Annotated in this window: 23 protein-coding genes and 8 tRNA genes; 27 read left to right on the top strand and 4 right to left on the bottom strand. The window is 51.8% G+C overall.

Annotated elements, in window-relative coordinates; genetic code table 11:
• Positions 1–70: 70 nt before the first annotated feature.
• The 8 genes from ACFQ03_RS21295 to ACFQ03_RS21330 all read left to right on the top strand — a co-directional run bounded on the left by ACFQ03_RS21295 (position 71) and on the right by ACFQ03_RS21330 (position 847).
• A tRNA-Ser gene (locus tag ACFQ03_RS21295) sits at positions 71–162 on the top strand.
• 16 nt (positions 163–178) lie between these two features.
• A tRNA-Met gene (locus tag ACFQ03_RS21300) sits at positions 179–252 on the top strand.
• A gap of 62 nt (positions 253–314) precedes the next feature.
• Positions 315–390, top strand: a tRNA-Val gene (locus ACFQ03_RS21305).
• Between the two features lie 3 nt (positions 391–393).
• Positions 394–469: transfer RNA gene (locus tag ACFQ03_RS21310), tRNA-Thr, on the top strand.
• 8 nt (positions 470–477) lie between these two features.
• Positions 478–554, top strand: a tRNA-Asp gene (locus ACFQ03_RS21315).
• A 12-nt stretch (positions 555–566) separates the two neighbouring features.
• Positions 567–642, top strand: a tRNA-Phe gene (locus ACFQ03_RS21320).
• A gap of 27 nt (positions 643–669) precedes the next feature.
• Positions 670–755, top strand: a tRNA-Tyr gene (locus tag ACFQ03_RS21325).
• 16 nt (positions 756–771) lie between these two features.
• Positions 772–847: transfer RNA gene (locus ACFQ03_RS21330), tRNA-Lys, on the top strand.
• Positions 848–923: 76 nt separating this feature from the next.
• Here ACFQ03_RS21330 and ACFQ03_RS21335 read toward each other — a convergent pair.
• The 4 genes from ACFQ03_RS21335 to larA form a co-directional block, all read right to left on the bottom strand.
• Positions 924–2,495 (bottom strand): GMC family oxidoreductase, encoded by a 1,572-nt coding sequence (locus tag ACFQ03_RS21335; protein ID WP_144940685.1) that lies wholly within the window; start codon positions 2,493–2,495, stop codon positions 924–926.
• Complete coding sequence (locus ACFQ03_RS21340) at positions 2,492–3,088, bottom strand: gluconate 2-dehydrogenase subunit 3 family protein (protein WP_379290856.1); 597 nt, start codon at positions 3,086–3,088, stop codon at positions 2,492–2,494. The genes ACFQ03_RS21335 and ACFQ03_RS21340 overlap by 4 nt, the downstream gene beginning before the upstream one ends.
• A 5-nt stretch (positions 3,089–3,093) precedes the next feature.
• Positions 3,094–3,489, bottom strand: a complete 396-nt coding sequence (locus tag ACFQ03_RS21345) for a hypothetical protein (RefSeq protein ID WP_144940684.1) — start codon at positions 3,487–3,489, stop codon at positions 3,094–3,096.
• A 119-nt stretch (positions 3,490–3,608) separates the two neighbouring features.
• The gene (gene larA / locus ACFQ03_RS21350; protein ID WP_379290894.1) at positions 3,609–4,904 is read right to left on the bottom strand and encodes a nickel-dependent lactate racemase; all 1,296 of its coding nucleotides are present in this window, start codon (positions 4,902–4,904) and stop codon (positions 3,609–3,611) included.
• Between the two features lie 116 nt (positions 4,905–5,020).
• On the opposite strand from larA, the gene ACFQ03_RS21355 reads away from it, so the two are divergent.
• From ACFQ03_RS21355 to rapZ, 19 genes are all read left to right on the top strand, one after another.
• Positions 5,021–5,968, top strand: coding sequence for an MraY family glycosyltransferase (locus tag ACFQ03_RS21355; RefSeq protein WP_144940681.1), 948 nt, complete (start codon positions 5,021–5,023; stop codon positions 5,966–5,968).
• A 122-nt stretch (positions 5,969–6,090) separates the two neighbouring features.
• Positions 6,091–7,185 carry a PucR family transcriptional regulator gene (locus tag ACFQ03_RS21360; protein ID WP_144940679.1) on the top strand — a complete coding sequence of 365 codons (1,095 nt, stop codon included), beginning with the start codon at positions 6,091–6,093 and terminating at the stop codon, positions 7,183–7,185.
• Positions 7,186–7,299: 114 nt separating this feature from the next.
• A complete protein-coding gene (locus tag ACFQ03_RS21365) occupies positions 7,300–8,421 on the top strand; it encodes an ABC transporter ATP-binding protein (RefSeq protein WP_144940677.1) in 1,122 nt (373 codons plus the stop codon).
• Positions 8,422–8,624: 203 nt separating this feature from the next.
• Positions 8,625–9,563 carry an HPr(Ser) kinase/phosphatase gene (hprK, locus tag ACFQ03_RS21370; RefSeq protein WP_144940675.1) on the top strand — a complete coding sequence of 313 codons (939 nt, stop codon included), beginning with the start codon at positions 8,625–8,627 and terminating at the stop codon, positions 9,561–9,563.
• 29 nt (positions 9,564–9,592) lie between these two features.
• Positions 9,593–10,519 (top strand): prolipoprotein diacylglyceryl transferase, encoded by a 927-nt coding sequence (gene lgt, locus ACFQ03_RS21375; protein WP_379290859.1) that lies wholly within the window; start codon positions 9,593–9,595, stop codon positions 10,517–10,519.
• Between the two features lie 184 nt (positions 10,520–10,703).
• On the top strand, positions 10,704–11,354 hold the full coding sequence (gene ppaX, locus ACFQ03_RS21380) for a pyrophosphatase PpaX (RefSeq protein ID WP_150960602.1): 651 nt from the start codon (positions 10,704–10,706) through the stop codon (positions 11,352–11,354).
• The gene (locus ACFQ03_RS21385; RefSeq protein ID WP_144940669.1) at positions 11,351–11,854 is read left to right on the top strand and encodes an acyltransferase; all 504 of its coding nucleotides are present in this window, start codon (positions 11,351–11,353) and stop codon (positions 11,852–11,854) included. Before ppaX ends, ACFQ03_RS21385 begins: the two co-directional genes overlap by 4 nt.
• 1,397 nt (positions 11,855–13,251) lie before the next feature.
• Complete coding sequence (locus tag ACFQ03_RS21390; RefSeq protein WP_150960603.1) at positions 13,252–14,451, top strand: ATP phosphoribosyltransferase regulatory subunit; 1,200 nt, start codon at positions 13,252–13,254, stop codon at positions 14,449–14,451.
• A gap of 14 nt (positions 14,452–14,465) precedes the next feature.
• On the top strand, positions 14,466–15,095 hold the full coding sequence (hisG, locus tag ACFQ03_RS21395; protein WP_144940665.1) for an ATP phosphoribosyltransferase: 630 nt from the start codon (positions 14,466–14,468) through the stop codon (positions 15,093–15,095).
• 22 nt (positions 15,096–15,117) lie between these two features.
• The gene (hisD, locus tag ACFQ03_RS21400) at positions 15,118–16,425 is read left to right on the top strand and encodes a histidinol dehydrogenase (protein ID WP_379290862.1); all 1,308 of its coding nucleotides are present in this window, start codon (positions 15,118–15,120) and stop codon (positions 16,423–16,425) included.
• Positions 16,412–17,020: an imidazoleglycerol-phosphate dehydratase HisB gene (hisB, locus tag ACFQ03_RS21405; RefSeq protein WP_144940661.1), complete on the top strand. Its 609-nt coding sequence runs from the start codon at positions 16,412–16,414 to the stop codon at positions 17,018–17,020. Before hisD ends, hisB begins: the two co-directional genes overlap by 14 nt.
• 3 nt (positions 17,021–17,023) lie before the next feature.
• Positions 17,024–17,626, top strand: a complete 603-nt coding sequence (hisH, locus tag ACFQ03_RS21410) for an imidazole glycerol phosphate synthase subunit HisH (RefSeq protein WP_144940659.1) — start codon at positions 17,024–17,026, stop codon at positions 17,624–17,626.
• Between the two features lie 413 nt (positions 17,627–18,039).
• On the top strand, positions 18,040–18,798 hold the full coding sequence (hisF, locus tag ACFQ03_RS21415; protein ID WP_144940657.1) for an imidazole glycerol phosphate synthase subunit HisF: 759 nt from the start codon (positions 18,040–18,042) through the stop codon (positions 18,796–18,798).
• A 77-nt stretch (positions 18,799–18,875) separates the two neighbouring features.
• Entirely contained in the window at positions 18,876–19,550 is a 675-nt protein-coding gene (gene hisIE / locus ACFQ03_RS21420) for a bifunctional phosphoribosyl-AMP cyclohydrolase/phosphoribosyl-ATP diphosphatase HisIE (RefSeq protein WP_186328472.1), read from the top strand.
• 610 nt (positions 19,551–20,160) lie between these two features.
• Positions 20,161–21,108, top strand: a complete 948-nt coding sequence (locus ACFQ03_RS21425) for a ribose-phosphate diphosphokinase (protein WP_370451797.1) — start codon at positions 20,161–20,163, stop codon at positions 21,106–21,108.
• Positions 21,109–21,302: 194 nt separating this feature from the next.
• Positions 21,303–23,063, top strand: a complete 1,761-nt coding sequence (locus tag ACFQ03_RS21430; protein WP_379290865.1) for a tetratricopeptide repeat protein — start codon at positions 21,303–21,305, stop codon at positions 23,061–23,063.
• A gap of 70 nt (positions 23,064–23,133) precedes the next feature.
• A complete protein-coding gene (trxB, locus tag ACFQ03_RS21435) occupies positions 23,134–24,087 on the top strand; it encodes a thioredoxin-disulfide reductase (protein ID WP_144940651.1) in 954 nt (317 codons plus the stop codon).
• A gap of 188 nt (positions 24,088–24,275) precedes the next feature.
• Positions 24,276–25,229, top strand: coding sequence for an ROK family glucokinase (locus ACFQ03_RS21440; RefSeq protein ID WP_144940649.1), 954 nt, complete (start codon positions 24,276–24,278; stop codon positions 25,227–25,229).
• A 190-nt stretch (positions 25,230–25,419) separates the two neighbouring features.
• Positions 25,420–26,307 carry an RNase adapter RapZ gene (gene rapZ, locus ACFQ03_RS21445; RefSeq protein ID WP_144940647.1) on the top strand — a complete coding sequence of 296 codons (888 nt, stop codon included), beginning with the start codon at positions 25,420–25,422 and terminating at the stop codon, positions 26,305–26,307.
• Positions 26,308–26,320 lie beyond the last annotated feature (13 nt).

The following is a 26,320-nucleotide window of genomic DNA, read 5'->3' on the forward strand; positions in this document are numbered from 1 at the left end:
CTATACATGATCATGGATCCACAATGGATGAATCGCTAAATTCGCTACTAGTTTTCAGGGAATAAATTATGGAGAGATACCCAAGTGGCTATAAGGGGACCCTCTGCTAAGGGGTTAGACTGCGTAAGCGGTGCGAGGGTTCGAATCCCTCTCTCTCCGCCACAGTTTACCTGTATATGGCGGCGTAGCTCAGCTGGCTAGAGCGTACGGTTCATACCCGTGAGGTCGGGGGTTCGATCCCCTCCGCCGCTATTTTATTTTTTGAAGCTTGTCCATTATTTTCAATTGTGGTAACATACTCTTACCTATCTTATGGACGCTTAGCTCAGCTGGGAGAGCATCTGCCTTACAAGCAGAGGGTCGGCGGTTCGATCCCGTCAGCGTCCACCATAAGCCGTCGTAGCTCAGCTGGTAGAGCAACGCACTCGTAATGCGTAGGTCGGAGGTTCGAGTCCTCTCGTCGGCACCATGCGAAGTGGAGCTGTGGTGTAGAGGCCTAACATGCCTGCCTGTCACGCAGGAGACCGCGGGTTCGAATCCCGTCAGCTCCGCCATTATATACATAAGGCTCGGTAGCTCAGTCGGTAGAGCAGAGGACTGAAAATCCTCGTGTCGGCGGTTCGATTCCGTCCCGAGCCACCATTATCCGGTATATATCGGATTTCATATGGGGGATTAGCGAAGTGGCCAAACGCAGCAGACTGTAAATCTGTTCTCTTACGAGTTCGGTGGTTCGAATCCATCATCCCCCACCATTCATAATCTCATTAAGAGCCATTAGCTCAGTCGGTAGAGCACCTGACTTTTAATCAGGGTGTCGGAGGTTCGAGTCCTCCATGGCTCACCATTTACTTAGACCAAGAACAAGAGGCCATACGGCCTCTTTTTTCGTTGTCAAAATATAACCTGCGAATCGAATCAAATCAATCTAACCTTTTGGCTCTATTGATCAGATGTTCAGCGGTCCGTGCGGCAAGAGCCATGACGGTATTGGTGGGATTAGCCCCACTGGAAGTCACGAAAATGCTGGCGTCACAAATATACAGATTGGGTATATCGTGAGTTTGCCCATAGGAGTTGACTACCGACGTTTCCGGATCATTTCCCATTCTGCAGCCCCCCATGAGATGGGCGGTATCCGGGACAACAAAGCGAATCTGGCCGCCGGCCGCTTTCAAGATCGACTTCATCGAATCCACAGCGTGTTCAATCATGGCTAAATCGTTGTGACCATAGCTAAAAGAAACTTTCGCCCGCGGGACTCCGTATTCATCCTTCTCATCGGATAAAGTTACCCGGTTACCCTCATGCGGCAGCACCTCTCCAACCATCGTCACCCTTCCATAATAATTGTATTCTAATGCGGCTTGTCGCAGCCTGTCTCCCCATACGGGGCCTTCCAAAGATCCGGATATCCCTTTGGCAAAGCTGACCGGTCTAGCGCCGTGCGCATGCAATGAATAGCCCCGGGCAAAACCTCTGTCGCGGTCCGTTGCATAATAGTGCTGGGTTGTCGCCAGTACGGGAGTTCCTTTGTACAGACGGACTTCTTCATCGAAAAGGGCGTAAACATCATGGCTGCTGTGCGGCATAATCGCTTTGCCCACCCATCCGCTCCGATTCGCCAATCCATCCGGAAATTGGGGGGTGGCCGAATGGAGCAGCAGTCTTGGGGTCTCGACGACAAAGGCGGCAAGGATAACCAGTTTGGCCCTCTGCTCGTAGGTCTTACCGTCATGAACGAAGACGACTCCTCTGGCCCGCCCGTCATGGTTCATCGTAATTTGTGTGACCCGGCAATCTGCAAGCACCTCTGCCCCGGCCTTAATTGCCTTCGGGATATGAACAATCAAGGTGCTGAATTTGGCATTCGGCATACATCCCTGATTACAGAATCCGCGATTAATGCAAGGAGGCCGGTCTTCGAAGGGGACCGAAAGGATAGCTAAAGGAGCGACAACACTTTCGATGCCCAGCTTGCTGCAGCCTTGTTGAAAAAGATAAGCGTTAGGGCTAAGCGGATCCCGCTCCGGATAAGGATAAGGCCCGTGAAAGCTGCCCCACGGAAAATAATTCGGGCCGGAAACGGCAATATCTTTTTCAATTTTGCTGTAATAAGGTTCCAGATCCGAATAGCTTATAGGCCAATCCTCCCCCACTCCGTCCACGGTTCGCGTTCGAAAGTCCGATTCATGGAAGCGCAGGAAAACCCCGGTGAAATGAACCGTTCCCCCGCCGATGCCTCGTCCGGAATTGTTATGTCCCATTTGCAGCGGATGGCAGCCATCCACCAGTCTTGTCTCCTGCCAGCCTAAATTTTGCATAGAGAGCTCATCGCTCGCAAAATCCCGCTGCGGGTCCCGCATCGGCCCTGCATCGAGCACGACGACGCTCATTCCCGCCTCGCTTAACTCTTTGGCCAGCACTCCGCCGGCCGCCCCTGCCCCAACAATGACGACATCAACTTCTTCATCTGCATATTTTCGCTGGATCATCGTTCTTTCTCTGCCTCCCAAGGATCGAGCTGCCCGATGGCGGTGCGTATGTACCCTCGAGGATAGGCCGGGCCTCCGTAACCGATTTCCGACCAGATGAGTGGATGGGAATAATAAGCTTCCACTGTCAGAGTCAGCAGCTTATTGAAAACTTCGGTTTGCGGCAATCCGGTCCACACATAGGGAGGGTCGGCCCGATTTTCGCTAAGCTCGATCATAATTTGCCGCTGCTGGTCTTCCTTCAATTGGTGGAAGGGGGTTTGCCAACGCGACATAGCCATAAAGTCGAATGCCTGGATCGCTTGTTTAATCAAAATTCTGACGGGGGGAACTCCCTGCTTCCGCTGACCTTCTCCAATATTGGAGTGAAGGTGCCGGTCTATATGAGACAGCACGAAGCGAATCGGTTCATTCCGATAATCGCCGGCCAGTATGGAGCAGACCGCCCTCAAGGTCTCTGCCTCCGGCAGGCTGAGGTAACGATATTCAGGCTCCGGGTCAAGTCTATCCTCAACAATGGCGCGCGTATGCTTGTCCCAGTGCTCCTTTTCCCTCATAACGTCGTAGGTCGGATAATGAGATTGCGATGTCACCCGCTTCACCTCCAGTACACGGCAATCAGCCCGAGAGCACTCATGGCGAGAAATACAACCGGCAGGACGACAGGGGGCCCCATCAGGAAGTTTCGGGAAGCATATCCTCCCACACGAACGCCAACCCCTCTATAATGAAAATAAAATCCGGCCATTCCGGTAAGTACCCCTGCAAACAATAGAAAGACAAAAAGATAATGGAAGAAGGCGGACGGATAAACGGCCAGCCCTAATCCTGAGAGGAAAATTAGCGGAGATACAACGACAGGTGACCACATGGCTTTATGGTGAAAATTTTGCCGGTAATGCGACATGGTGACTTGCAGGCCGATGAGCAGAAAGGCTAAAGCTACGAACAAAATCAATAGCCGGTCCAGCGGCCAGCCGACCCAGTGGTACATAGTCAAATCCACCTTTCGTATTAATCTGGAAACCGCAAAATTGTAGATATTGTCGGAAGCCGATAATGCGTCAAATTTGAGAACCCGTAATGCATATTTCCTTCTTCTGCCTCAAATAGTCACGGGGCTTCCCGGGCGAATGTAATGGCTCCGTAAGGAAGGATGGCCACAGTATCCGAATGGGAAGAGATCAGTTTATCTAAAGTGGATTGCAGGTCCGGCACCGGAAGGAAGCCAAGTCTTTCGCACACTTCAGGAGGCACCGAGGAGTATAGGCAGACCCGGTGATTCTGAATAATCGGATTCAGATACGTCAGCTTGTGTGCGCCAAGCACGAATGATTTCTCCAGCTTTTGGACAGCTTGCTCCCGATCGGGGAAATTCTCCACCCAGTATTGGAATGTGTCGTCCCCATAGATTTCCTCACAGCGGGCAATCAGGAGGATCGTTCCTCCCTTTCGCGTAAAGGCGGAGGCATTCTGCAATGTTTTCAATGCTTGATACAGCTGAATGTCTTTGGGATGTCCCCCCGGGGAAGCAATGACCAGATCGTACTTCTTGTCGGAGGGAATGCAAAAAATTTTCTTGGCGTGAAGCACTCCCGCCCGGTGGGCATCTATAACGTCTCCCGCAAAGGCCGCAATCATTTCTTTCTTATGATTACAAATAACGTTAAAAAGAAAGTGAACCGGGACAAGCGACAAGGCCTCTTCCATGTCTCGGCGGATCTGATTATCCGGCGATCCGGGTACCGTTTGGGCCGACTGAGAGAGGGCATGGTTGGCTTCTATACAGCGTCTGGAGGCTACCCCGGGAAGCAGGGCCTTCGCGCCACCCGACATCCCTGCCAATCGGTGAGGTTCGATATTCCCGGTAAGAATCCGCAAATCGGCTTCGACCACCAGACGGTTTATTTCAATCGGTGTGCCAATGCTGGTCGTTCCTACCGGAATGCAATCTTCTTCCGCAGGGGAATGGTTCACTACCCGAACTCTGTGGAACACCCGGTCGCCAACGAGAGCGCGAAGCTCATCCTCAGTTTGCTTCCTATGAATCCCTAAAGCAACAATGACTGTAACGGAGGAGTCGGGCATCCCTCCTGCATTAAGCTCGTTCAAAAGCGGCTCGAGGAAAAGGTGGCTTGGACATAAGCGGGTCATGTCGCTAATGACAATGACCGCTCGCTCTCGTTCTGCGGCTAATTCCGCCAAGGACAAGGTTCCTATAGGGTTGCGGAGGGCGCGCTTAATCAATTCCCCGGAAGAAGCTTCAGTTAGAAGCAGGTTCTGTCCGTCATCTCCTTCCTGATGCCGACCATATAAGAGCCAATCCGGGCGGGCCTGATTCGGGAGATGGAAGGTAACCTCACCTTTGCCATAAGGAATGGTGTAAATAGTAGCCCCTCCTTTATCTATTGGTTAGTCCAATTATTTCCCGTTCACAGCAAAACCATCCAGCCGGTAAGCGTATGATGGAATCTGTTTTAGGTTAGCCTAAAACAAGCGACAGCACCCGAGAGGAGCCAACGCAGATGAACATGATTGTGCCTTTCTTAGTCAGCTTCGTCATAGTGCTCGCGGCCGTCCCGCCACTCGGACAATGGGCAAGACGGCTGAATTTCCTGGATCGGCCCACCTCTAGGAAAACCCATGCCGCTCCCACTCCGCTGATGGGCGGCATTGCCATCTATGGCGGCTGCCTGCTGCCGATGCTTCTTTTTAGCGGATGGACGGACCTGACGAAGACGATCTTGATCGGGGGGACGCTGCTGCTGGCGACCGGTTTACTAGATGATGGGTTCAAGGCACGGGGGAAGGAATTTCCGGTATGGCCCCGTTTGCTGATTTATATAGCGGCCTCCACGGTTCCTCTATGGTTCGGAATTCAAATGATCGGCATTACGGATATTATCGGGGAAGGAATGCTTCTATTCCCGGATTGGCTCGCAGGGTTCGCCACAATAGCCTGGGTATTCGGCATTACAAATATGATCAACTTTATCGACGGGGTCGATGGTTTGGCAGCAGGCATAACAACTATCTCTTCTTTAACGCTGCTTATTGTTTCCTTGCTCATGCAGCAGCCCGATTCGGCTGTTCTGGCCGCCATTCTGGCCGGTTCCTGCATAGCCTTTCTAGCCTACAACTTCTACCCTGCCAAAATATTTCTGGGTGATGCCGGGGCTGTATTTCTGGGTTACACCTTGGCGGTCATTGCCTTGCACGGCGCGTTCAAAAGCGCGACTGTCGTGTCAATACTTGTTCCTTTCCTCGCTTTGGGTGTGCCTATCCTCGATACGCTAATCGTGTTCGCCAGAAGATTTAAGGAGCGCCGGGGACTGCATAGAGCCGATAAGCTCCATACCCACCACGCTTTAATGAAATGGGGTCTCAGTCAAATTCAGACGGTCTCTTTCCTTTATTTGATCGGGGCTGTGTTCTCCCTCTTATCCATTGTTCTATTGCTCGCTATCCGTTGATTATCCGGGCCGGATATATATCTTGGCTCATGCCTATTTTTATCGAAAGGGTTTTCTTCCCGCCGTTCATTCGTTATCATTAAGTGAGATAGGAAACTACATACAGAATTAGGAGCAGGTTCATGAAATGGGAACGGGTTAAGGACAAGCTGGAGCCTATACTGGACAAGCCGTTGCGGATTAAATTCATGGCGACAGAGGATTGGAACCTGTTGGCCGGAAGTACGGGAAATACAAGCGCTATACAAGACGGGGAAATGCTTTTTCTGTTGGAAGGCGATGAAGATGAAGTCGAGCTTATTTCCGTGGGTCGGAGTATGACGGAAACCGAAAGGAAATTAGTGGAGCTGATTCTGGAATCGTTCCGGTTGAGCCATAGTAAAGAAGCCGCCGAAGGAACGGGGGCTGCCCTTAAGGAACCGAAGGCAGCGATCAAGGAATGGCTGCTCGATCAGCTCCGGATTGGGGTAGTCGAAGCGGATGTCCCGGAAGAATTGGCGGAAGCGTTTCATTTGCACGAGGAGAAGATCCCCTTTTTACTGCATGGGGATTATTCCGCTTCCCGTCTGTCTCTGCAGACAGAGGAACTGGAGAAGCTGCTCGTTTCTTTCTTCGATGCAGAGCTGATCGTTATTCCGCTGCTTGAGAAGGAATGGATCATTCTTGGCCCGGTAGAGCTGCTGGAAGCAAGCGGGGAGGAGAGCCGGGAGGATGCGGAGAGTCTGAAGGAGGCGCTGGGCTCCATATGCTCGGGGTTGCATGAGATGCTGGCTAACGAATGGATGGGGGAAACCCACCTGGCGGTTCAATATCCCATCATTCCGGCACAATCACTGCTCTCCACCGTTATTGGATTGAGAGAGACGATGGAGCTCGGGAAAATCTATCAACTGGGAGATCCTATCCATTTTCCCTGGGACCTTTATTTGGAAAAACTGTTGAATGAAATCCCGGCTGGCGATATGTCCGAGTTTATCCAGCAAATATTCAAGGCGGATGCCCCTCCGGATTCCGACACCCTTGCCGCGTTGGAAACGTTCTTTTCGCTCGACTGCAACGTCAGTGAAACCGCCAAAAAGCTGTATATTCACCGCAATACTCTGTTATACCGGCTGGACAAGTTTAAGCAGGAGACAGGTCTGGATGTCCGCAATTTTCGCGATGCCGTTCAAGTTCGCATTGCCTTGCTATTGTATAAAGTTACGAAAAGAAAATAATTTTTTTGTAGATATTGTGCATAGTCTTTTAATAGCCGGCTGGTATAAGATATAGTCATATCACTAATACGACTTATAAATCTTAAACTTAAATTTTGTAGGGGGAATGAGCATATGGCAGGAGTACGTTTACATCATATCGTTAAGAAATATCCCGGTAACGATGAACCTACCGTTAAGGATTTCCATCTTGATATCAAGGATAAAGAATTTATCGTTCTCGTAGGCGGGTCTGGTTGCGGGAAATCTACGACTCTTCGTATGATCGCCGGATTGGAAGAAATTACAGAAGGAGAACTCTATATCGGAGACCGCCTGGTTAACGACGTAGCTCCTAAAGACCGCGATATCGCGATGGTTTTCCAGTCCTATGCCCTTTACCCTCACATGAACGTATATCAGAACATGGCTTTCGGTTTGAAATTGCGTAAATTCAAGAAAGCCGACATCGACGAAAGAGTGCGCGCAGCCGCTAAAATTCTCGATATTGAGCATCTTCTGGATCGTAAACCGAAGGCTCTCTCCGGTGGACAGCGTCAGCGTGTTGCCCTCGGACGCGCAATCGTTCGTGAGCCTCAAGTCTTCTTGATGGACGAACCGCTTTCCAACTTGGATGCCAAGCTTCGTGTACAGATGCGTGCGGAAATCAGCAAGCTTCACAAGCGTCTTGGTACGACCGTTATCTACGTAACGCACGACCAGACAGAGGCTATGACGATGGGACAACGGATCGTCGTTATGGAGCAGGGAGTCATTCAGCAAGCTGCGACTCCGGACGAAATTTATAACCATCCGGTTAATATGTTCGTTGCCGGGTTCATCGGATCGCCTTCCATGAACTTTATCAGCGGAACATTGTCTGAGCAAGGCGGCAGCATGTATTTCAAAGCCCAAGGAATCAATGTTGAAATTCCTGTAGGCAAAGCCAATGTTCTGAAGGAAAAAGGATACGTAGGCAAAGAACTCGTTCTTGGAATCCGTCCGGAAGATCTTCACGAAGAGCCTGTCTTCCTGGAAGCTTCTCCGAATACAATCGTAGACGCTAATATCGAGGTAGCGGAGAACCTCGGACATGAAATGTATCTGTACATTTCGGGTCTTGGTCAGGACACCATCATCGCCCGTGTAGACGGACGTTCCGGTGTGAAGGAAGGAAGCACGGTTAAGCTTGCTTTTGATATGAATAAAGTGCATTTCTTTGATAAAGAAACCACATTGTCGATCTTCTCGAAGTAATCGACAGTGGTAAGTTCGGGCCGGCTTTTGCCGGCCTTTTTCTGTGTTTGTAAGTTCCGGGGCTCCCGCAAAGTACCCGGAATATGCTCGAAGGGTATGCTTCACTTTGTGGAGTATGTCACATCCCGTATTTCAGGGACGGTTGATTTCAAAGAGCATTTCCTTTACGATATTACTATTGGAAAACTAAGGAGTGGGGAAGCGTGCCGAAAAAAATAAAGGTCTCCGACCTGGTCCGGCATTTTCGTATGGAAGTCATATGCGGCGAGGAAGGACTTAAGAGAGTGATTTCCGTTGCCGATTTATATCGACCCGGCCTGGAGATGGCCGGCTATTTTGCCTATCACCCTCATGAAAGGGTGCAGATATTAGGAAAGACCGAGCTGACTTTTTTCCAAACCTTGTCCGAAGAGGAACGCAAGGATCGGATGGAGAGACTCTGTGCCAATCAATCCCCTTGTATCTGTATTTCCAGAGATTTGGCGGTACCGGTGGAATTGATCGAGGAAGCTTCCAAGAAGCAAATTCCGGTGCTGCGTAGCAAGCAGACCACGACAACGCTGATTAGCAAGATTACCGGGTTTCTTGAAGGGAAGCTCGCCCCGTCGACGACCATCCACGGGGTTCTGATTGATGTATACAGCATAGGGGTCCTAATTACCGGAAGCAGCGGTATAGGCAAGAGCGAAACCGCCCTCGAGCTGGTCAAGCGCGGACATCGGTTGATTGCCGACGATGCGGTGGAGATTCGGCAAACGGCGGAAAATATTCTGATTGGCAATGCGCCCGACCTTATCAAGCACCTGCTTGAAATTCGCGGTGTCGGAATCATTAACGTGATGACTTTATTCGGAGCGGGGGCCATTCGCGACAATACGAAAATATCGATGGTTTGCAAGCTGGAAACATGGCAGCAGGATAAGCAGTACGACCGTTTGGGCTTGGATGAAGAGACGACACGAATCATTGATACCGATGTTCCTCTCGTCACGATACCGGTCCGTCCGGGCCGAAACCTGGCGGTCATTATTGAGGTAGCGGCGATGAATTACCGGTTGAAGAGAATGGGCTACAACGCCGCACTGCAATTTACGAACCGTCTGACGGAAACGATGAACGAAGAGATGGACAATATGGATTGATATTTTCTTAAGAGAAGGGGGATACGCCCTTGCTGTTAAAACTTAACCCGGTTGCTTTCTCCTTGGGCCCGATAAGTGTTAATTGGTACGGAATCATTATTGGAACGGGTGCTCTTATAGGCTTATTGCTGGCCGTTCAAGAAGGGAAAAGATTCAAGCTGAACCCCGATTTTTTCCTGGATCTGCTGCTTATCGGCGTACCGGCAGCGATTGTCGGAGCGCGGGCTTATTACGTTGCATTTAAGTGGGACGACTACAAGGATAACTTTCTTGATGTTTTTAAAATTTGGGAAGGCGGAATCGCCATATATGGGGCGCTCATCGGGGCGGTCATCGGGGCCTTTTTCTATGTCAGGGCGAAAGGGTACAACTTCTGGCGCATTGCGGATATTTGTGCTCCCAGTCTGATAGCCGGGCAGATGATCGGCCGTTGGGGAAATTTCATGAATCAGGAGGCTCATGGCGGGCCGGTTACTGAAGAATTTCTAAAAAACACTCTTCACCTACCGAACTTTATTGTTAATCAGATGAATATTAACGGGGTTTATTACCATCCTACATTCTTGTATGAATCTCTATGGAATCTGGCCGGCCTGCTGCTTCTGTTCTGGCTCCGCCGGAGGCCGTTTATGAGAGCGGGAGAGCTGTTTATCTCCTATCTGGTGTGGTATTCATTAGGACGCTTCTTCATTGAGGCGGTTAGGACGGACAGCTTGGCGTTCAATGGTCCGGAATGGCTCGTATCACTAATTAACATTCTGTGGTCGCCGATGAATCTCTTGTTCGAGCAGGGCGCAATGGCTTATGGAAACGTTCGAATTTCCCAACTGCTGGCGATACTCTTAATTATTGCAGGCTTCGTTCTGATTTTCTATAGAAGGAAGGCCAAGCTGGCGGAGGTCAGATATTCCGACCCCATCGAATCCAGCAAGCCTCAAAGCGCTGTCCAATCCTAGCGAAATGCTGGTAACGGACATCCGGGAGGAGCATGTATGACATGTTAATGATGCCTCCCCCGGCAAGGTTCGTTTGGGCTTGGCTAGTGGATGACCGTTTTCTCAGCGAATTACTAAATTCCGGCTTGAGCCGCAGGTTTAGTCAATGACCGGGCTTGTTTTGAAACCTTATAAGGAGCTAACCATGATTAAAACGATTTTGTTCGATTTGGACGGGACTATAATCAACACGAATGAGCTGATTCTTGCTTCTTTTTTTCACGCGCTGGAGGGAATAAGCGAGCAGCCTGTTACACGCGAGCAGATTATTCCTTACTTCGGCGAGCCGCTCGGTAAACAGATGAAGCTGTTCAGCGGCCTTGAACAGGTCGATCATTTGGTGGACAAGTACCGTGAATTTAATATGGCGAAGCATGATGAGATGACTACGGAATTTCCTTACGTCAAGGAAGTGCTTGATCAACTGCACAACGAAGGAATCCGTATGGGTGTTGTGACAACGAAGATGAGGGATACGGCTGTCAAAGGGCTGAAGCTGTTCGATCTGGAACAGTATATGCAGGTTGTTGTGACGTTGGATGACGTAACGAAGGCCAAGCCCGATCCGGAAGGAATAAAGCTGGCGATGCGCAAGCTGGACGCCGATCCGGACAGCACGCTGATGGTTGGCGACAGCCAGTATGATATCCAGGCGGCACAGAACGCCGGAATCCGTGCGGCCGGGGTCGCTTGGTCGATCAAGGGCAAGGAATTTCTGAACCGGTTCGAGCCGGATTATATGCTGGACGACATCAGAGATCTGCTGGAATTAACAGCAAAGAGGGATCGGTCTTGAGAAATGTAAAGAGATATCCTACGGAAGGCCCTAACGCATTATGGCAAGTCTATAGTACGGTCAGCAAGTGGAAGGCGGTACGGAACTTTGTATTTATACAAATTTCGCGGTACTTGCCTTCTTTGCGCATGAAGAATTGGATATACCGCCATGTGCTGGGAATGAAGGTCGGAGAGCATACTTCGTTCGCTCTTATGGTGATGGTCGATGTGTTCTTTCCCGAGAAAATTCATGTCGGAAACAATACCATTATTGGATATAACAGCACGATACTGGCCCACGAATATTTGATTCATGAATACCGCTTGGGGGAAGTGCGGATTGGCTCCAATGTCATGATCGGAGCAAATACGACCATTCTTCCTGGGGTGACGATCGGTGATCATGCCGTTGTCGGCGCAGGGTCGGTCGTGCACAAGGATGTGGCTCCGTACAGCTTCGTGGCCGGGAATCCGCTGCGGGTCATCCGGGAACGTGCGGACCAGGAGCGGCCTGATTAAGTAGATCCGGCTCGGGGGGCGGGTTGACCACTGACTATGTAGCACAGCACCACGGGCTTTCCGCACCGTACGCGTCTCCCGGCGCCGCAGTGTTTGGCGTCACAAGACGGTGGCCAAGCACAAGCCGGGAGAGGCACTCGTTGAGCGAGGCCCTAGCGGTGATGCTCTTTCAGCGGCGCGAGGGGTGGGTTGACCCAATGACTATGCAGCACAGCACCACGGGCTTTCCGCGCCGTGCTTGACTCCCGGCGCGCCGTGTTTGGCGTCGCAAGACGGTGGTCAAGCACAAGCCGGAGAGGCACTCGTTGAGCGAGGCCATAGCGGTGGTGCTCTTTCAGCGGCGCGAGGGGTGGACTAACTGTATTTTATGCAGGTAGTTTGGGGCCAATGGCCAAAATGATCGGAACTACCTTGAAAATCCATCCATTTTCATCATCTGATGGTGTCGCGGTCAGCGGCTTGGGGGTCTAACTGGAAAAGATGAAGTTAGAATGGGGGATTTTTGCTGATATCGCCCTTTTTGTATAATCTAGCTGGAGTTTTTCCACTTAGTTTTCATTTTTCGCCCAAGAGAAGCAAACTAACTGTATAAAATCCATTAAGTCTGCCGGGATTCGCTGGTCTTTTGGGCACGAGGTGCGATGTTTGGCGTCGCATGACGGTGGTCAAGCACAAGCCGGAGAGGCACTCGTTGTGCGAGGCCTTAACGGTGGTGCTCTGTCAGCGGCGCGAGGGGTGGACTAACTGTATTTTATGCAGGTAGTTTGGGGCCAATGGCCAAAATGATCGTAACTAACTGGAAAAGATGTAGTTAGAATGGGGGATTTTTGCTGATATTGCCCATTTTGTATAATCTAGCTGGAGTTTTTCCACTTAGTTTTCATTTTTCGCCCAAGAGAAGCAAACTAACTGTATAAAATCCATTAAGACTGGCCGCGAGTCGCCGGTCTTGGGGAAGCTATCCAGAAGGGCGGGGTTTCTGTCACTCGAGGGGCCAAGCGGCCAAAGCCCGGAGGAATACCCCGTATGCCCCGGTTCAAGCGGCAATTAAATTTAAGTGTTAACCTACAACAAATTAAATCGATCATTGCAATCAGGTTTTGAGCGGGTGAATGGTTTCAATGGTCATAAGAAGGGATTTTTAAACATAACAGGAATTTGACATTGACGGTAAAGCGCATACCATGGTATAGTAACGATTAATTCTTTAATTTGGTAGTATGGTAGCACACTAAAGCGAAGCGGGTGCATAATGGGTGCAGGGTGTACGACTACCTGGCAGGTGCGCTTCTATCTATGGTTGGCCATTATTTATCCGGCTTTGGTTCGTTGTTACTACGGATGATTACCTATTAGACTAAATGGACAGCATTAACTTTTATAAAGGGGGGGAGCTTATGTCCAAACCGAAAGTATTTGAAAAGCCGACCGGAGTCAAGGATTACTTGCCCGAAACGGTTTCCAAGCTGCGGAGTATCGAGACTCGCGTTCTTGATTGTATGGAGAAATGGGGATATCAGCAAATTATTACGCCTACGCTGGAATTCTATGATACGGTGGGGACTGCGAGCTCCACGATGGACAGGAAGCTGTTTAAGCTGCTGGATCAGAATGGACGGACGTTGGTGCTCCGTTCTGAACTGACGGCTCCTATAGCGCGTGTGGTGGCTTCTCTCCTTAAGGATGAGCCTTTTCCGCTGCGTTTATCTTACCATTCGAATGTATTCAGAGCTTTCGAACAGGAAGCGGGCCGCGAGTCGGAGTTTTTCCAGACGGGAGTCGAGCTGGTCGGAGACGGGTCTCCGGAAGCGGATGCGGAGGTTATCGCTCTGGCAATCGCCACTCTGCAGGCGGCAGGAGTGCATGCCTTTAAAATTGCGTTGGGCCACGTAGGCTACCTAAACGGATTATTTAACGAAACCTTGCCGGGGCGCCTGGAAGAGCAGGAGGCGCTCAAGAAATGCCTGCTGAAACGGGATCACGTAGGCTATCGCCAGCAGCTTAGACAGTTGGATTTGGATCAAGGGACGCGCAGTGAACTGGAAGGAATATTGAGATTGCGTGGCGGCGAGGAAATCTGCGAGCAGGCGCGTTCGGTGACGAATGACCCGCTGGCTCAGCGCTCGATTCAGCATTTGTGCGAAATCTGGGATGTGCTGGAGGCCTATGGCTTGAGCAGCCATGTGCTGATGGATTTGACGATGATCGGCGACTTCTCCTATTATACGGGGATGACCTTCGAAGGATATTCGGCCGATCTCGGATTTCCGGTATGCAGCGGCGGGCGTTACGACAATCTGCTTGCTTTGTTCGGACGCCCCGCTCCGGCGACGGGCTTCGCCTTGAAGACGGACCGGATTCTGGAGGCCGTCTCGAAGCTTCCGGCGGAAAGACCGCGCCGGATATTGGTGGCTTACACGGCCGAAGGCAGGAAGGCCGCTTTCGCTCGCGCCTCCGAGCTAAGGCAGGGAGCCGGAAACCAGGTGGAAGCCCGCCGGGTGGATGGAGAATGGAACGGTGAAGCCGAGCAGCCGGATGCCGATGGCTTATACCATTATGCGGGCAAATTATATGATGAAGTGTATTATTTCGGATAAAGGAGGAGAGGCGGATGCAGAACCTTCTCAAAGTGGCGATGCCGAAGGGCCGGATTAATCAGCCGGCGGTTCGGCTGCTTCAACAAGCGGGCTTCTCCATTCCGGATGATTTGGAAGAATCGCGCAAGCTGGTCATTGTCGCGCCGGAGGCCGGGATGGAATTCATCATGGCGAAGCCGGTCGATGTGGCGACTTATGTCGAATATGGGGCGGCGGATATCGGGATTGTCGGCAAGGATGTGCTGATGGAAGAGAATCGGGACGTGTACGAATTGCTCGACCTGAATATTGCGAAATGCCGGATGTCGGTCATCGGTCTGCCCGATTGGCAGCCCAGTACCAATCCGCGAGTGGCCACCAAGTATCCGAATGTGGCTTCCCAATATTTTCGCGAGCGGGGGCAGCAGGTGGAAGTGATCAAGCTGAACGGCTCTATCGAGTTGGCTCCGCTTATCGGGTTGGCCGACCGGATTGTCGATATGGTCGAGACGGGAAGGACGCTCAAGGAGAACGGACTGGTCGAGATGGAAACGATGTTCGACGTCACCAGCCGTCTGATAGCCAACCGGGTCAGCTATCGGATGAAGAACGAACGGATACAGGACGTCTGTGACCGTCTGCAGTCGGTCATAGCAGGACAATAGATACAGAAGGAGGGCTACAGGGATGCGGATCTTACCGGCTAAATCTTTCTCGACCAAGAGGGAAGAGGATTACGGAACACCCGAACAGAACCGGGTGGTGAAGGAAATCATCGAGCGGGTCCGGACGGAAGGGGACCAGGCTTTGTTTTATTATACCGAGCAGCATGACCGGGTTAAGCCTGATAAGCTTCGGCTGGAGGAAGCCGAAATCCAGGCGGCCTATGAGCAGGTGGATGAGCCGTTCCTGCAGGCAATCCGCGAAGCGGCGGCCAATATAAGGGCGTTTCACGAGAAGCAGAAGCGGAATTCGTGGATGGATCCGCAGCCGGACGGAAGCCTGCTCGGCCAAGTGATTCGCCCGCTGAAGAGGGTCGGCTTATACGTGCCGGGAGGCAAGGCGGCCTACCCGTCGTCCGTGCTGATGAACGCCATTCCGGCGATGGTCGCGGGCGTACCGGAAGTGGTGATGGTTACTCCGCCGGCCACCGCCGGACAACCGGGAATTAACCCGTATATTCTGGTGGCGGCGGCCGAGGTCGGCATCACCGAGATTTACGGCGTCGGCGGAGCCCAGGCGGTCGCCGCGCTCGCTTATGGCACCGAGAGCATCCCCGCGGTGGACAAAATTGTCGGCCCGGGCAACATCTATGTCGCGCTGGCCAAACGCTACGTGTTTGGCGCCGTGGACATAGACAGCATCGCCGGGCCGAGCGAAATTGTCGTGCTGGCCGACAGCTCCGCTGATCCCGCCTATGTGGCGGCGGATCTGCTGTCGCAGGCGGAGCACGACGAGATGGCCTCCGCGGTGCTGGTGACGCCGTCGGCGGAGCTTGCGGAGCAAGTCCGCCGGGAGGTGTCGCGCCAGCTAGCGGAGCTGCCCCGGAAAGCGATAGCGCAGCGATCGCTTGACGATTACGGCGCCATATTGACCGTCGATAGCCTCGAAGAGGGCATCGAAGTGGTCAATCGGCTGGCGCCGGAGCATCTCGAGCTGCTGCTCGAGGAGCCGTTCCGCTATCTCGGAGCGATCGAGAATGCGGGGGCGATCTTCCTCGGCGAGTACAGCTCGGAGCCGGTCGGCGATTATTTCGCCGGACCGAACCATATTCTGCCGACGAATGGTACGGCACGCTTCTCTTCACCGCTTAACGTCGATGATTTCCTGAAGAAATCGAGTGTGATCTACTACAGCAGACAAGCGCTGTTGGAGAACGGCCGCAAAATCATAACCCTCGCTCAGCACGAAGGGCTGCAGGGGCACGCCCGGGCGATCGAGGTTCGACTGGAGAAGGAATTGGAGAAGGAGGAAAACAGGGATGGCGGAAACTAACGAACGCTCTTTGCGCCAGGCATCGATCGAGCGGAAAACGGGTGAAACCGATATAGAGCTGTCTTTTAACGTAGATGGCACGGGTGTGTCTGAAATAGAGTCGGATGTCCCTTTCATGAACCATATGCTCGATTTGTTTACGAAGCACGGCCATTTCGATTTGAAGGTCCAAGCACGCGGGGATGTAGAGGTCGATGACCATCATACCGTCGAGGATATCGGCATCTGTCTGGGCCGCGCCCTTCGCGAAGCGTTGGGTGACAAGGTCGGCATCAAGCGATACGCGAACGTTTTCCTGCCGATGGATGAGGCGCTTGCGCAGGTGGCCATCGATGTCAGCAACCGCCCGCATCTGGTTTATAAGGCAGAATATCCGTCGGCGACGGTAGGCAGCTTCACGACGGAGCTGGTGCATGAATTTCTGTGGAAATTTGCGCTTGAAGCCCGGATTACGCTGCATGTTATCGTCCATTACGGGCATAACACGCATCATATGATCGAAGCGGTATTCAAGGCTCTCGGCAGAGCGCTGGATGAAGCGACGAGCATCGATCCGCGGGTGAAAGGCGTCCCCTCGACGAAAGGGGTGCTGTAGAACTTGATCGCGATCATCGATTACGGAATGGGCAATCTGCACAGCGTCAGCAAAGCGGTGGAGCGATTGGGGTATACAGCGGAGGTAACGTCCGATGCCGTAAGGCTGGCAGCGGCGGATGGCGCGATTCTGCCCGGGGTCGGGGCTTTCGGTGATGCGATGCGGGAGCTTCGGGAGACCGGGCTCGGAGACGCCGTTCTGGACTACGTCCGCTCAGGTAAACCGCTGCTCGGCATTTGTCTGGGCATGCAGCTTCTGTTCACCGCGAGCGAGGAGCATGGCGAGCACGAAGGGCTCGGCCTGCTCCCCGGTAGGGCGGTCCGCTTCCGCGGCGATTTCAAGGTGCCGCATATGGGCTGGAACCGGCTTTGCTTTCATCGGGAAAGCCCGCTTTTTGCCGGGATGGAGGAGGGCCACGTCTATTTCGTCCATTCTTACCATGTAAGACTGGGGGAACCGTCGGATCTGCTTGCTTCCACCGATTACCACGGCCCGGTGACGGCTATCGTGAACCGGGACAATGTGTACGGAATGCAGTTCCATCCGGAAAAAAGCGGTGCCGTCGGCATGCGGCTGCTGGATAATTATTTGAAAATGTGCCGTTAACTGGGGAACGAACGGGATGCGGTCACCGTCCTGAAAGGCGATGACCTGCAATAATGCAGGTCTTCCGAAGACTAAAGGCACAATAAGCCAAGGACAAACAAAAGTGCAGGTAAAACTTAGCCGATTCACTCCATTTTCGGATTTTGACGGTGAATGACATGCATTTTTGCCCGTCTTTTTGGTGATTTAGCGGATTTTCGCAATTAAGACATGTATTTTAGTTGGTCTTTGGTTCTTTGGTGTAAAAGGGTCGGCAATGTCCGGGGATTTGGCATTTCCACGATGACGGCATAAGTAACTATAATCTTGTTTCAAAGTGCCGCTGCTTAAGGGAGTAGGAAACTACTGGTACTTGACATTGCCTGATCAAGCCGGCGGTAAGGCGGCGTATTTTGAATCCAGGGGGGAGATTAATGGTGGCGAAACGAATAATTCCATGCTTGGATGTGAAGGATGGACGGGTAGTTAAGGGTGTTAATTTCGTTAATTTGCGGGATGCCGGCGATCCGGTGGAGCTGGCGGCGTTTTATGATAAGGAAAATGCGGATGAACTGGTCTTCCTCGACATCTCCGCATCCGTAGAGGGCCGGGCGACGATGATCGAGGTGGTTCGTCAAACCGCCGGGGAGATTTCCATTCCTTTCACCGTAGGGGGCGGCATCTCCAGTGTGGAAGATATGAAGCGGCTCCTTAGAGCCGGAGCGGACAAAATCGGAATCAATACGGCAGCCATCCGCCAGCCGGAGCTGATTTCGGAAGGGGCGGCGAAATTCGGTTCCCAATGTATCGTTGTAGCGATTGATGCGAAGTATAACGAAGCCTGGGGAGACTGGGAAGTGTATACGCATGGCGGCCGCAAGGAGACTGGCCTTCGAGCGCTGGAATGGGCCAAGAAGGCGGAGGAGCTGGGAGCCGGCGAATTGCTGTTGACCAGCATGGACGCGGACGGCACGAAGGACGGCTTCGATCTGAAGCTGACCCGGGCGGTATCGGAGCTGGTAGGCATTCCGGTTATCGCTTCGGGTGGAGCCGGTACTGCCGAGCACTTCTACGATGTGTTCACGGAAGGCAAAGCGGATGCGGGATTGGCCGCAACGGTGTTTCATTATAAGGAATTGACGGTTCAAGGCGTGAAGGACGTCTTGAAGCAGAAAGGAGTGGAAATCCGTTGACAGAATCGAAGAGCAGTCAAGGTACAACCGGGGGAGCTGAGCTTCGGGCGGTAGATTTCGCACAGGCGAAGGAGACGATTCGTTGGGATGACCGCGGACTCGTTCCGGCTATCGTGCAAGATGCGATCAGCAAGGAAGTCCTTATGATGGCATATATGAATAAAGACGCGCTCGACAAAACGAATGAAACCGGCGAAGCCTGGTTCTGGAGCCGCTCCCGCGGGGAACTATGGCATAAGGGGGCTACTTCCGGCCATGTGCAGCGGGTTAAGTCCCTTCACTATGACTGCGATGCAGACACGTTATTACTAAAGGTGATTCCGCAAGGACCGGCTTGCCATACCGGCAAGTATACCTGTTTTCATAATGAAGTTGAGATTAAGGAAAATGCTTCATCGGGACAGGCTGATGATTCTTCTAAACCGGCCGGTGTTTCGGACGGGGACCGATTCGCTATCCTCGGCAAGCTGGAAACGATTGTGGCCGAACGGGATGCGGAGCGTCCGGAAGGGGCTTATACGACTTATCTGTTTGAGAAAGGCGTCGACAAAATATTGAAGAAAGTCGGTGAAGAGACGGCAGAGGTCATCATCGCGGCCAAGAACAGGGACAATGAGGAGCTTCGTTATGAAACGAGCGATCTGATTTTCCACCTTCTTGTCTTGCTGAGAGACCGCAAGCTTCCTTTGGATGAAGTGCTGTCGGAGCTGAACCGCCGGCATATTCAGAAGCCCGCGGGTGAATTTAAATAAAGATGCATGCAGCGGTCGCGATAACCGGCAGAGGGCTGGAAAAGTCCTCCGGTTGTCGGCCGCTTATTGCTGTTGTTGAAGAACGTTATGTTAATCAACATGCATCTTCGTCCGCTTTTCGGGAGACTTGAATAGAAATCTTTCTTCATGTGGATTTTATATCAATTTTCAATCCAATGTTTCCTATGGGAAACCGTCATCTCATGTGAATGCTGCCTCCCAAGTTGGAGAATTAAGGGGATAGTGCGAAAATTTCGGGCCATAAATCTTCAACAAGGCTAATTAAATGTAAACGTTCGATAATTTCCGTTGTAAGTGCATTATTTTGAGATGCCAGGAATTAAGTCGGAGTAAATTGCGTGGTTTGGAGAGGCAAAGAAAATTGCACAATTTTAGAGAGCAAGCCTCGGAATGTAAGGAATTCGCATGCAAGCTTAAGACAATGTGGAATTGCAGTTGTTTCGTGTTGTCAAGCATTTAGATAAATGTCACGAAAAGTTCGTCCCTGCTCCGGCATGTGGCTTTGGAAATTTAACCGTCGTCACGGTATAATAAAGTAAGTTAATCAAAAATGCTGCGCAGGTGGGTTACAAAGTTTCGGGAGGGTATTATGAGCAACCACTTTAAAGTATTTTCCGGTTCATCCAATCCTAAGTTGGCAGAATTAATCAGCAAGGAGCTGGGTCAGCCACTCGGCAGGGTGAAGCTCTCACGGTTTAAGAGCGGGGAACATTATTGCCTTTATGAAGAATCTATCCGTAATTGCGATGTGTTTTTGGTACAGACCTTCTCGGGTCCCATTAACGAACATTTTGTCGAGCTGCTGGTTATGATCGATGCCGCCAAGAGGGCTTCCGCGAAGACAATCAATTTGGTCGTCCCCTATTACGGCTACTCCCGGCAGGAGAGAAAATCTGCGCCGCGCGAACCCATTTCTGCGAAGATGGTTGCCGATGTGCTGACGACGGTCGGTGCGGACCGGGTAATCACGATTGATCTCCATTCACCGGCGATTCAAGGCTTCTTCAATATACCGGTCGATCACCTGACGGCACTGGATTTGATCAGCGATTATATCCAGAAGAAGAACATTCCGAATCCGATTATCGTCTCGCCGGATGCCGGACGAGCCACGACCGCGGAGAATCTGGCCAACATTCTGTACGCGCCGTTCGCGATCATGATCAAGAAGCGTCCCGCGCATAACGAATCCGTCATTACTCATATCATTGGGGATGTTGAGGGCAAGACGCCGATTATTATCGAAGACCTGATTGATACCGGAACAACTATCGTTAACGTGGTCGAAGGCTTGAAAGAGCGGGGGGCCAACGACGTATACGTCTGTGCTACACATCCCGTCTTCTCGGGCCCGGCACTGCAGAGGCTCGATCATCCCAGCATTAAGGAAGTGGTCATTACCGACTCTATCGCCATTCCGGAGGAAAGGTCGGACCGCTTCAAGGTGCTGTCGGTTGCACCACTCTTGTCTAATGCCATCCGTATTAACCGCGAGGGCGGATCGATCAGCTCCCTGTTCAAATACGGAGGAGTCTAAATCAGAAATTATTCATGCAGCGGGCCAAGCACCGGCAGCCACTTGCCGTGTTCGCGCGCTGTTCTCTTTATCGGCATAAGAAAAGCCTTGAAGATGTTAACGGTAGGTATTCCGGATTAACTATGATATACTTTTGTTTGATAACCTGATAAAGCGGTCAGCCGCTTGTCAGATGAGCCGGAGGTGCCTTGCCCATGGGAAGGAAACTGAGTGTGGCAGACCAGCCAAAGCCTAAAGTGATTTCGTTGAAGATGGATGCCACCTTTTTTTTCGAGAGGGCTGTCCGGTCGTTGGACCGACTTCATTACGACAAGGCTCTTAAATATTTCCGCAAAGCGGTCGATTATGAACCGGATAACCCGGTCAACCATTGCAATCTGGCTGGAATATTGTCAGAGATGGGCATGTTTGCCGATTCCAACCGGATTTTAAAGCAAATTATAGATGAGGTAGATCCGTCCATGACGGAGTGTTACTTCTATATGGCGAACAATTACGCCAATATGGAGGATTTTGAGAACGCCGAGAAAGCGATTATCCAGTATTTGGAGAAAGATCCCAACGGACAGTATCTGGAAGAATCCGAAGAGATGATCGAACTGCTCAGCTACGAGCTGGAGCGCCCGACGCGACTTACTTTCGTCAAGAGCAGGGAAAGCATGTTCGAGCATGACAAGGCCAGAAGCCTGTTGGAGGAAGGCCGTTTCGGGGAAGCGGTCCGGGTGCTGAACCGTCTTGTTAAGAAGTATCCTGATTTTCTGGCGGCGCGCAATAATCTGGCTCTGGCCTATTACTATATGGGCCAGTTTGATAAGGCGATGGAGACGATTGTGCAGGTGTTGGAGCTGGATGCCGGGAATTTGCATGCTTTAAGCAATCTGGCGATTTTCTACCAGCATTTCGGGGCAGAGCAGGAGCTGGAGAAGCTGCTGTCGCTGCTTAGGAAGACTTGCCCGTTCCATCATGACCATGTCTTTAAGCTGGCTACGACGATGGGCATACTGGGTGAGCACGAGACCGCCTATGTATTGTTCAGGAGACTGATTAAGAGCGGGGAGGCGGGGGAAGACCCCTGCTTGTTCCATTACACGGCCGTTGCCGCTTATAACATCGGAAGGCTTAACGAAGCCCGCAAATATTGGCAGCAAGCCGAGAAGCTGGACCCGCATTCCGATATCCCGCGTTTCTATTTAAGTCAGCTGGAGAAGGTGCCTTCCGAAGAAGCGGGCAAGCCTTATTTCAGCTATCACTATCATCTTCCGTTCGAAGAGCAGTTCCGGACGATGGTCAAGACGAAGGATGCGTTGCCGGACAGTCTTAAACGGGATCCTCTAGTCCGCTCTTCTTTCTTCTGGGCCTTGAGACACGGCGATGTAGAGGCCAAACTGCAGGTCATCCAAGCCTTCGGCATTATTGCCGACGCGGAAGTGGAAGAAGCGCTACGGGAGTTTCTGTTGGAGCCGGGCGAAGACGATTATTTAAAAAGAGTCGCTTTATTCGCGCTGCGGAGCATGGGCGTTAATGAGCCGCTGCAGGCGGTGATGGCCGGGCAGCCGATCACTCTTCCTGCAACGCCGGTTTCTCAGGATCTTCCCGTATGGGAGCCGAAATGGCAGCGGGTGCTGGAGCTGGCGCTCCAAAATATGCAGAAGCGCTACGATATGATTCAACAGTATGATATGGAGACCCTCTGGGTGGAATACTTATCCCGAGCTTATCCTTCGGTCCCCGTCATTCATAAGCCGGAGGGCTGGGCGGCGGCGCTGGAATACCTGACCGCCAAGATGCACCGGCGTGCCATCTCCTATGAGGAAGTGGCCAAAAGATATCAAATCTCTGTAACCACGATCTGCAAGCATGTGAAGTCCATAGATGAAACCTGCGGACTGAAGCAGAAGATGGAAGCGATCTTCCCGAAGTTTTCCAGCTACATGAAGCAGGACGAAGAGAAGTAGGCCGGATACCGCCGATGTGAAGATCCGGTCTATCTCCGAAGGATTTGCAATCAGGTAAGGAGGAAGAACAATGTATAAATCCGTAGTTATCGGCACCGGTCCGGCAGGACTGACTGCCGCCATCTATCTGGCTCGCGCGAATTTGAATCCGTTGGTCATCGAAGGCCCCGAGCCTGGCGGCCAATTGACGACAACGACCGATGTTGAGAACTTCCCCGGATTTCCGGATGGAATCATGGGTCCCGAGCTCATGGACAACATGCGCAAGCAAGCCGAACGCTTCGGCGCCGAGTTTAAGACGGGCTGGGTGAACAGCATCGATTTGAGCCAACGCCCCTTCAAGATGAGTGTCGAAGGACTGGGCGAGCTCGTATCGGAAACCGTTATTATTTCAACCGGCGCGTCGGCGAAGCTGCTGGGAATCCCTAATGAGAAGGAAAGCATCGGACGCGGAGTCAGCACTTGTGCAACCTGTGACGGCTTCTTCTTCCGCGGCAAGAAGATCATCGTGGTCGGCGGCGGGGATTCCGCAATGGAGGAAGCCAACTTCCTGACCCGTTTCGCCACGGAGGTCAATGTCGTTCATCGCCGCAATGAATTGAGGGCGTCCAAGATCATGCAGGATCGCGCCCGCGAGAATTCGAAAATTACCTGGAGCCTTAACCGTACTCCTCTTGAGGTCCTCTCCGGAGAGAACGGCGTTATCGGCCTGAAGGTGAGGAATAACGAAACCGGAGCGGAAGAAGTCATTGAAGCCGATGGTATATTCGTTGCTATCGGTCATACCCCTAACACGAAGTTTCTTAACGGGCAGATCGATACGGACGAGATCGGATACATTCGGGTTAAGCCGGGAAGCTCGGAGACGAATATTCCGGGAGTTTTCGCTTGCGGAGACGTCCAGGACAACAAGTACCGGCAGGCGATTACCGCAGCGGGAAGCGGCTGTATGGCCGCTCTGGACTGCGAGAAGTTTCTGGAAGGAAATATGGTGCATGACTGGAGTCAAAGCTTAAGTGAATGATGGCGAAGTTCCGGATAAATTCCGGCTCTTATCGCACGTATAGGAAGAAAGGATGAGTTGCGTTCAACTTGTCCTTTCTTCCCGATTGCTTATCATCATTAAGCGGTCTGCCGTAACATCCTTGCCGATGAGTGCAGGGTTTAGCAGAAATCGGCAGAGGCAGTCCATTAATCGGAGAGGTGACATGAATGTCGGGAAATCTGTATGTCGGTGTCGATCTAGGAGGCACCAACATCAAAGTGGGGATATGTGACGAAACCGGAAAACTGCTGCACTCTTATGAAGGGCCTACGGGGACTGACGAGGGAGCGGAATCGATTATTGCCAAAATTGAGGAATACGTCCGCAAGCTGGTGGCCGATGCTTCTTTGTCTTTAGATCAAGTAGTAGGAATTGGGGCGGGGGTTGCCGGCTTCCTGGATATCCCTAACGGGATCGTCCTGTCGTCTCCCAATATTCCGGCCTGGCACAATGTGCCGTTGAAACAAATCCTCGAGGAACGGTTTAACAAACCGGTCATTATCAATAACGATGCCAATGTAGCTGCTCTAGGAGAAGCTTGGGGAGGCGCCGGAGCGGGCATTTCCAATCTGGTCTGCTACACTTTGGGAACCGGGGTCGGCGGCGGCATTATTATTGACGGTAAAATCCATCAGGGCTTCTCCGGAATGGGCGGCGAGCTGGGACATATGCAGGTCGTTCCCGACTTGGAGGCTATCGTATGCGGCTGCGGCCAAACCGGCTGTCTGGAAACGGTATCGTCCGCCACTGGAATCGTGCGGATGGCTAAGGATGCCGTAGGCCGGGGGGATAAAACGTCCCTGCAGCTGCTGGAGCAAATTACCGCCAAGGATGTCTTCGATGCCGCCAAAGCAGGCGATGAAGCAGCCATCCGGATTGTGAACCGGGCCGCATATTATTTAGGGCGGTCTCTGTCTATGCTGGCGGTTATCGTCAACCCTCAGCGGTTTATTCTGGGGGGAGGCGTTTCGAGAGCCGGAGAGATTCTGTTCGAACCGATCCGCGAAATTTTCTCGCAGTATACTCCCGCACCTGCCCGGGAAGGGGTCGACATCGTGCCGGCTATGCTCGGCAATGACGCCGGAATGGTGGGAGCGGCCGGTCTGCTGAGACAGCTATAATGTAAGTAATGCTTATAACAGAATAATTATTTTGTAAAAGGCTTTAGCAATCATATGGATTTTTATTCCAATGTATCCCATAATAGGAATAGGGTAACAGGCTGATTGAGTTCGAAGGCTCTTTCTTTCGGGACTGCATGGATGCTAATGGCTGTAGCTATAGGGAAGCAGGGGAAAGGAGAGACGGAGGATGGAAGAGAGGAATGGACTGGCGAAGCTGGTCATCATTACAGGCATGTCCGGAGCAGGCAAAACGATAGCGGTACAAAGCTTGGAGGACCTGGGATTTTTCTGTGTGGATAATTTGCCGCCTGTCTTGATTCCCAAGTTTGCCGAGCTGATTGAGCAATCTAACGGCAAGATCGGAAAGGTCGCTCTCGTTATCGATCTCCGGGGACGTGAATTTTTTACCGCGCTTTTTGAATCTCTTCGCTATATTAAGGAAAACTACACAATAACGTATGAAATTTTATTTCTGGATGCCATCGATTCGGTTCTTGTTCAAAGGTATAAGGAAAGCCGGAGAAGACACCCGCTGGCGAAGGATGGTTCGCCCCTCAGCGGTATCCTGCAGGAAAGAAAATTGCTGGAGGAACTGAAGGGGATGGCGACACAGGTGATCGATACGACCAGCCTGAAGCCTGCTCAGTTGAAGGAGCAAATTGTCTCCCGCTTTATTCAATCGGACGAGGATGTCATGGCGGTGGATGTCATTTCATTCGGCTTTAAGTACGGCGTTCCCATCGATGCGGATTTAATCTTTGACGTTCGTTTTCTCCCCAATCCGCATTATATAGAACAGCTTCGGCCGAATACCGGACAGCATCCGGAAGTATACGATTATGTTATGAAGTGGACGGAGACCCAGGAATTCCTGACCAAGCTGCTGGATCTTCTCCATTTCCTTATTCCCCAGTACAAAAAGGAAGGCAAGAGCCAGATTGTCATCGGAATCGGCTGCACTGGCGGCAAGCACCGTTCCGTAGCAATTGCCGAATATTTGGGTAAAACTCTCGGCTCCAGCGATACCGAACGGGTTCGCGTATCCCATAGAGATTCGGAGCGCGATCGCCTATGAGGATGGAACCGTT

This window comes from Paenibacillus residui (genome assembly GCF_042677205.1).
Lineage (GTDB): Bacteria > Bacillota > Bacilli > Paenibacillales > NBRC-103111 > Paenibacillus_L > Paenibacillus_L residui.

Excerpts from the sequence above, each read along its gene's own strand:
- ACFQ03_RS21335 (WP_144940685.1), bottom strand. The coding sequence starts at position 2,495 with ATGATCCAGCGAAAATATGCAGATGAAGAAGTTGATGTCGTCATTGTT.
- ACFQ03_RS21345 (WP_144940684.1), bottom strand. The coding sequence starts at position 3,489 with ATGTACCACTGGGTCGGCTGGCCGCTGGACCGGCTATTGATTTTGTTC.
- ACFQ03_RS21355 (WP_144940681.1), top strand. The coding sequence starts at position 5,021 with ATGAACATGATTGTGCCTTTCTTAGTCAGCTTCGTCATAGTGCTCGCG.
- ACFQ03_RS21360 (WP_144940679.1), top strand. The coding sequence starts at position 6,091 with ATGAAATGGGAACGGGTTAAGGACAAGCTGGAGCCTATACTGGACAAG.
- ACFQ03_RS21365 (WP_144940677.1), top strand. The coding sequence starts at position 7,300 with ATGGCAGGAGTACGTTTACATCATATCGTTAAGAAATATCCCGGTAAC.
- ppaX (WP_150960602.1), top strand. The coding sequence starts at position 10,704 with ATGATTAAAACGATTTTGTTCGATTTGGACGGGACTATAATCAACACG.
- ACFQ03_RS21390 (WP_150960603.1), top strand. The coding sequence starts at position 13,252 with ATGTCCAAACCGAAAGTATTTGAAAAGCCGACCGGAGTCAAGGATTAC.
- hisG (WP_144940665.1), top strand. The coding sequence starts at position 14,466 with ATGCAGAACCTTCTCAAAGTGGCGATGCCGAAGGGCCGGATTAATCAG.
- hisD (WP_379290862.1), top strand. The coding sequence starts at position 15,118 with ATGCGGATCTTACCGGCTAAATCTTTCTCGACCAAGAGGGAAGAGGAT.
- hisB (WP_144940661.1), top strand. The coding sequence starts at position 16,412 with ATGGCGGAAACTAACGAACGCTCTTTGCGCCAGGCATCGATCGAGCGG.
- hisF (WP_144940657.1), top strand. The coding sequence starts at position 18,040 with ATGGTGGCGAAACGAATAATTCCATGCTTGGATGTGAAGGATGGACGG.
- ACFQ03_RS21425 (WP_370451797.1), top strand. The coding sequence starts at position 20,161 with ATGAGCAACCACTTTAAAGTATTTTCCGGTTCATCCAATCCTAAGTTG.
- ACFQ03_RS21430 (WP_379290865.1), top strand. The coding sequence starts at position 21,303 with ATGGGAAGGAAACTGAGTGTGGCAGACCAGCCAAAGCCTAAAGTGATT.
- trxB (WP_144940651.1), top strand. The coding sequence starts at position 23,134 with ATGTATAAATCCGTAGTTATCGGCACCGGTCCGGCAGGACTGACTGCC.
- ACFQ03_RS21440 (WP_144940649.1), top strand. The coding sequence starts at position 24,276 with ATGTCGGGAAATCTGTATGTCGGTGTCGATCTAGGAGGCACCAACATC.
- rapZ (WP_144940647.1), top strand. The coding sequence starts at position 25,420 with ATGGAAGAGAGGAATGGACTGGCGAAGCTGGTCATCATTACAGGCATG.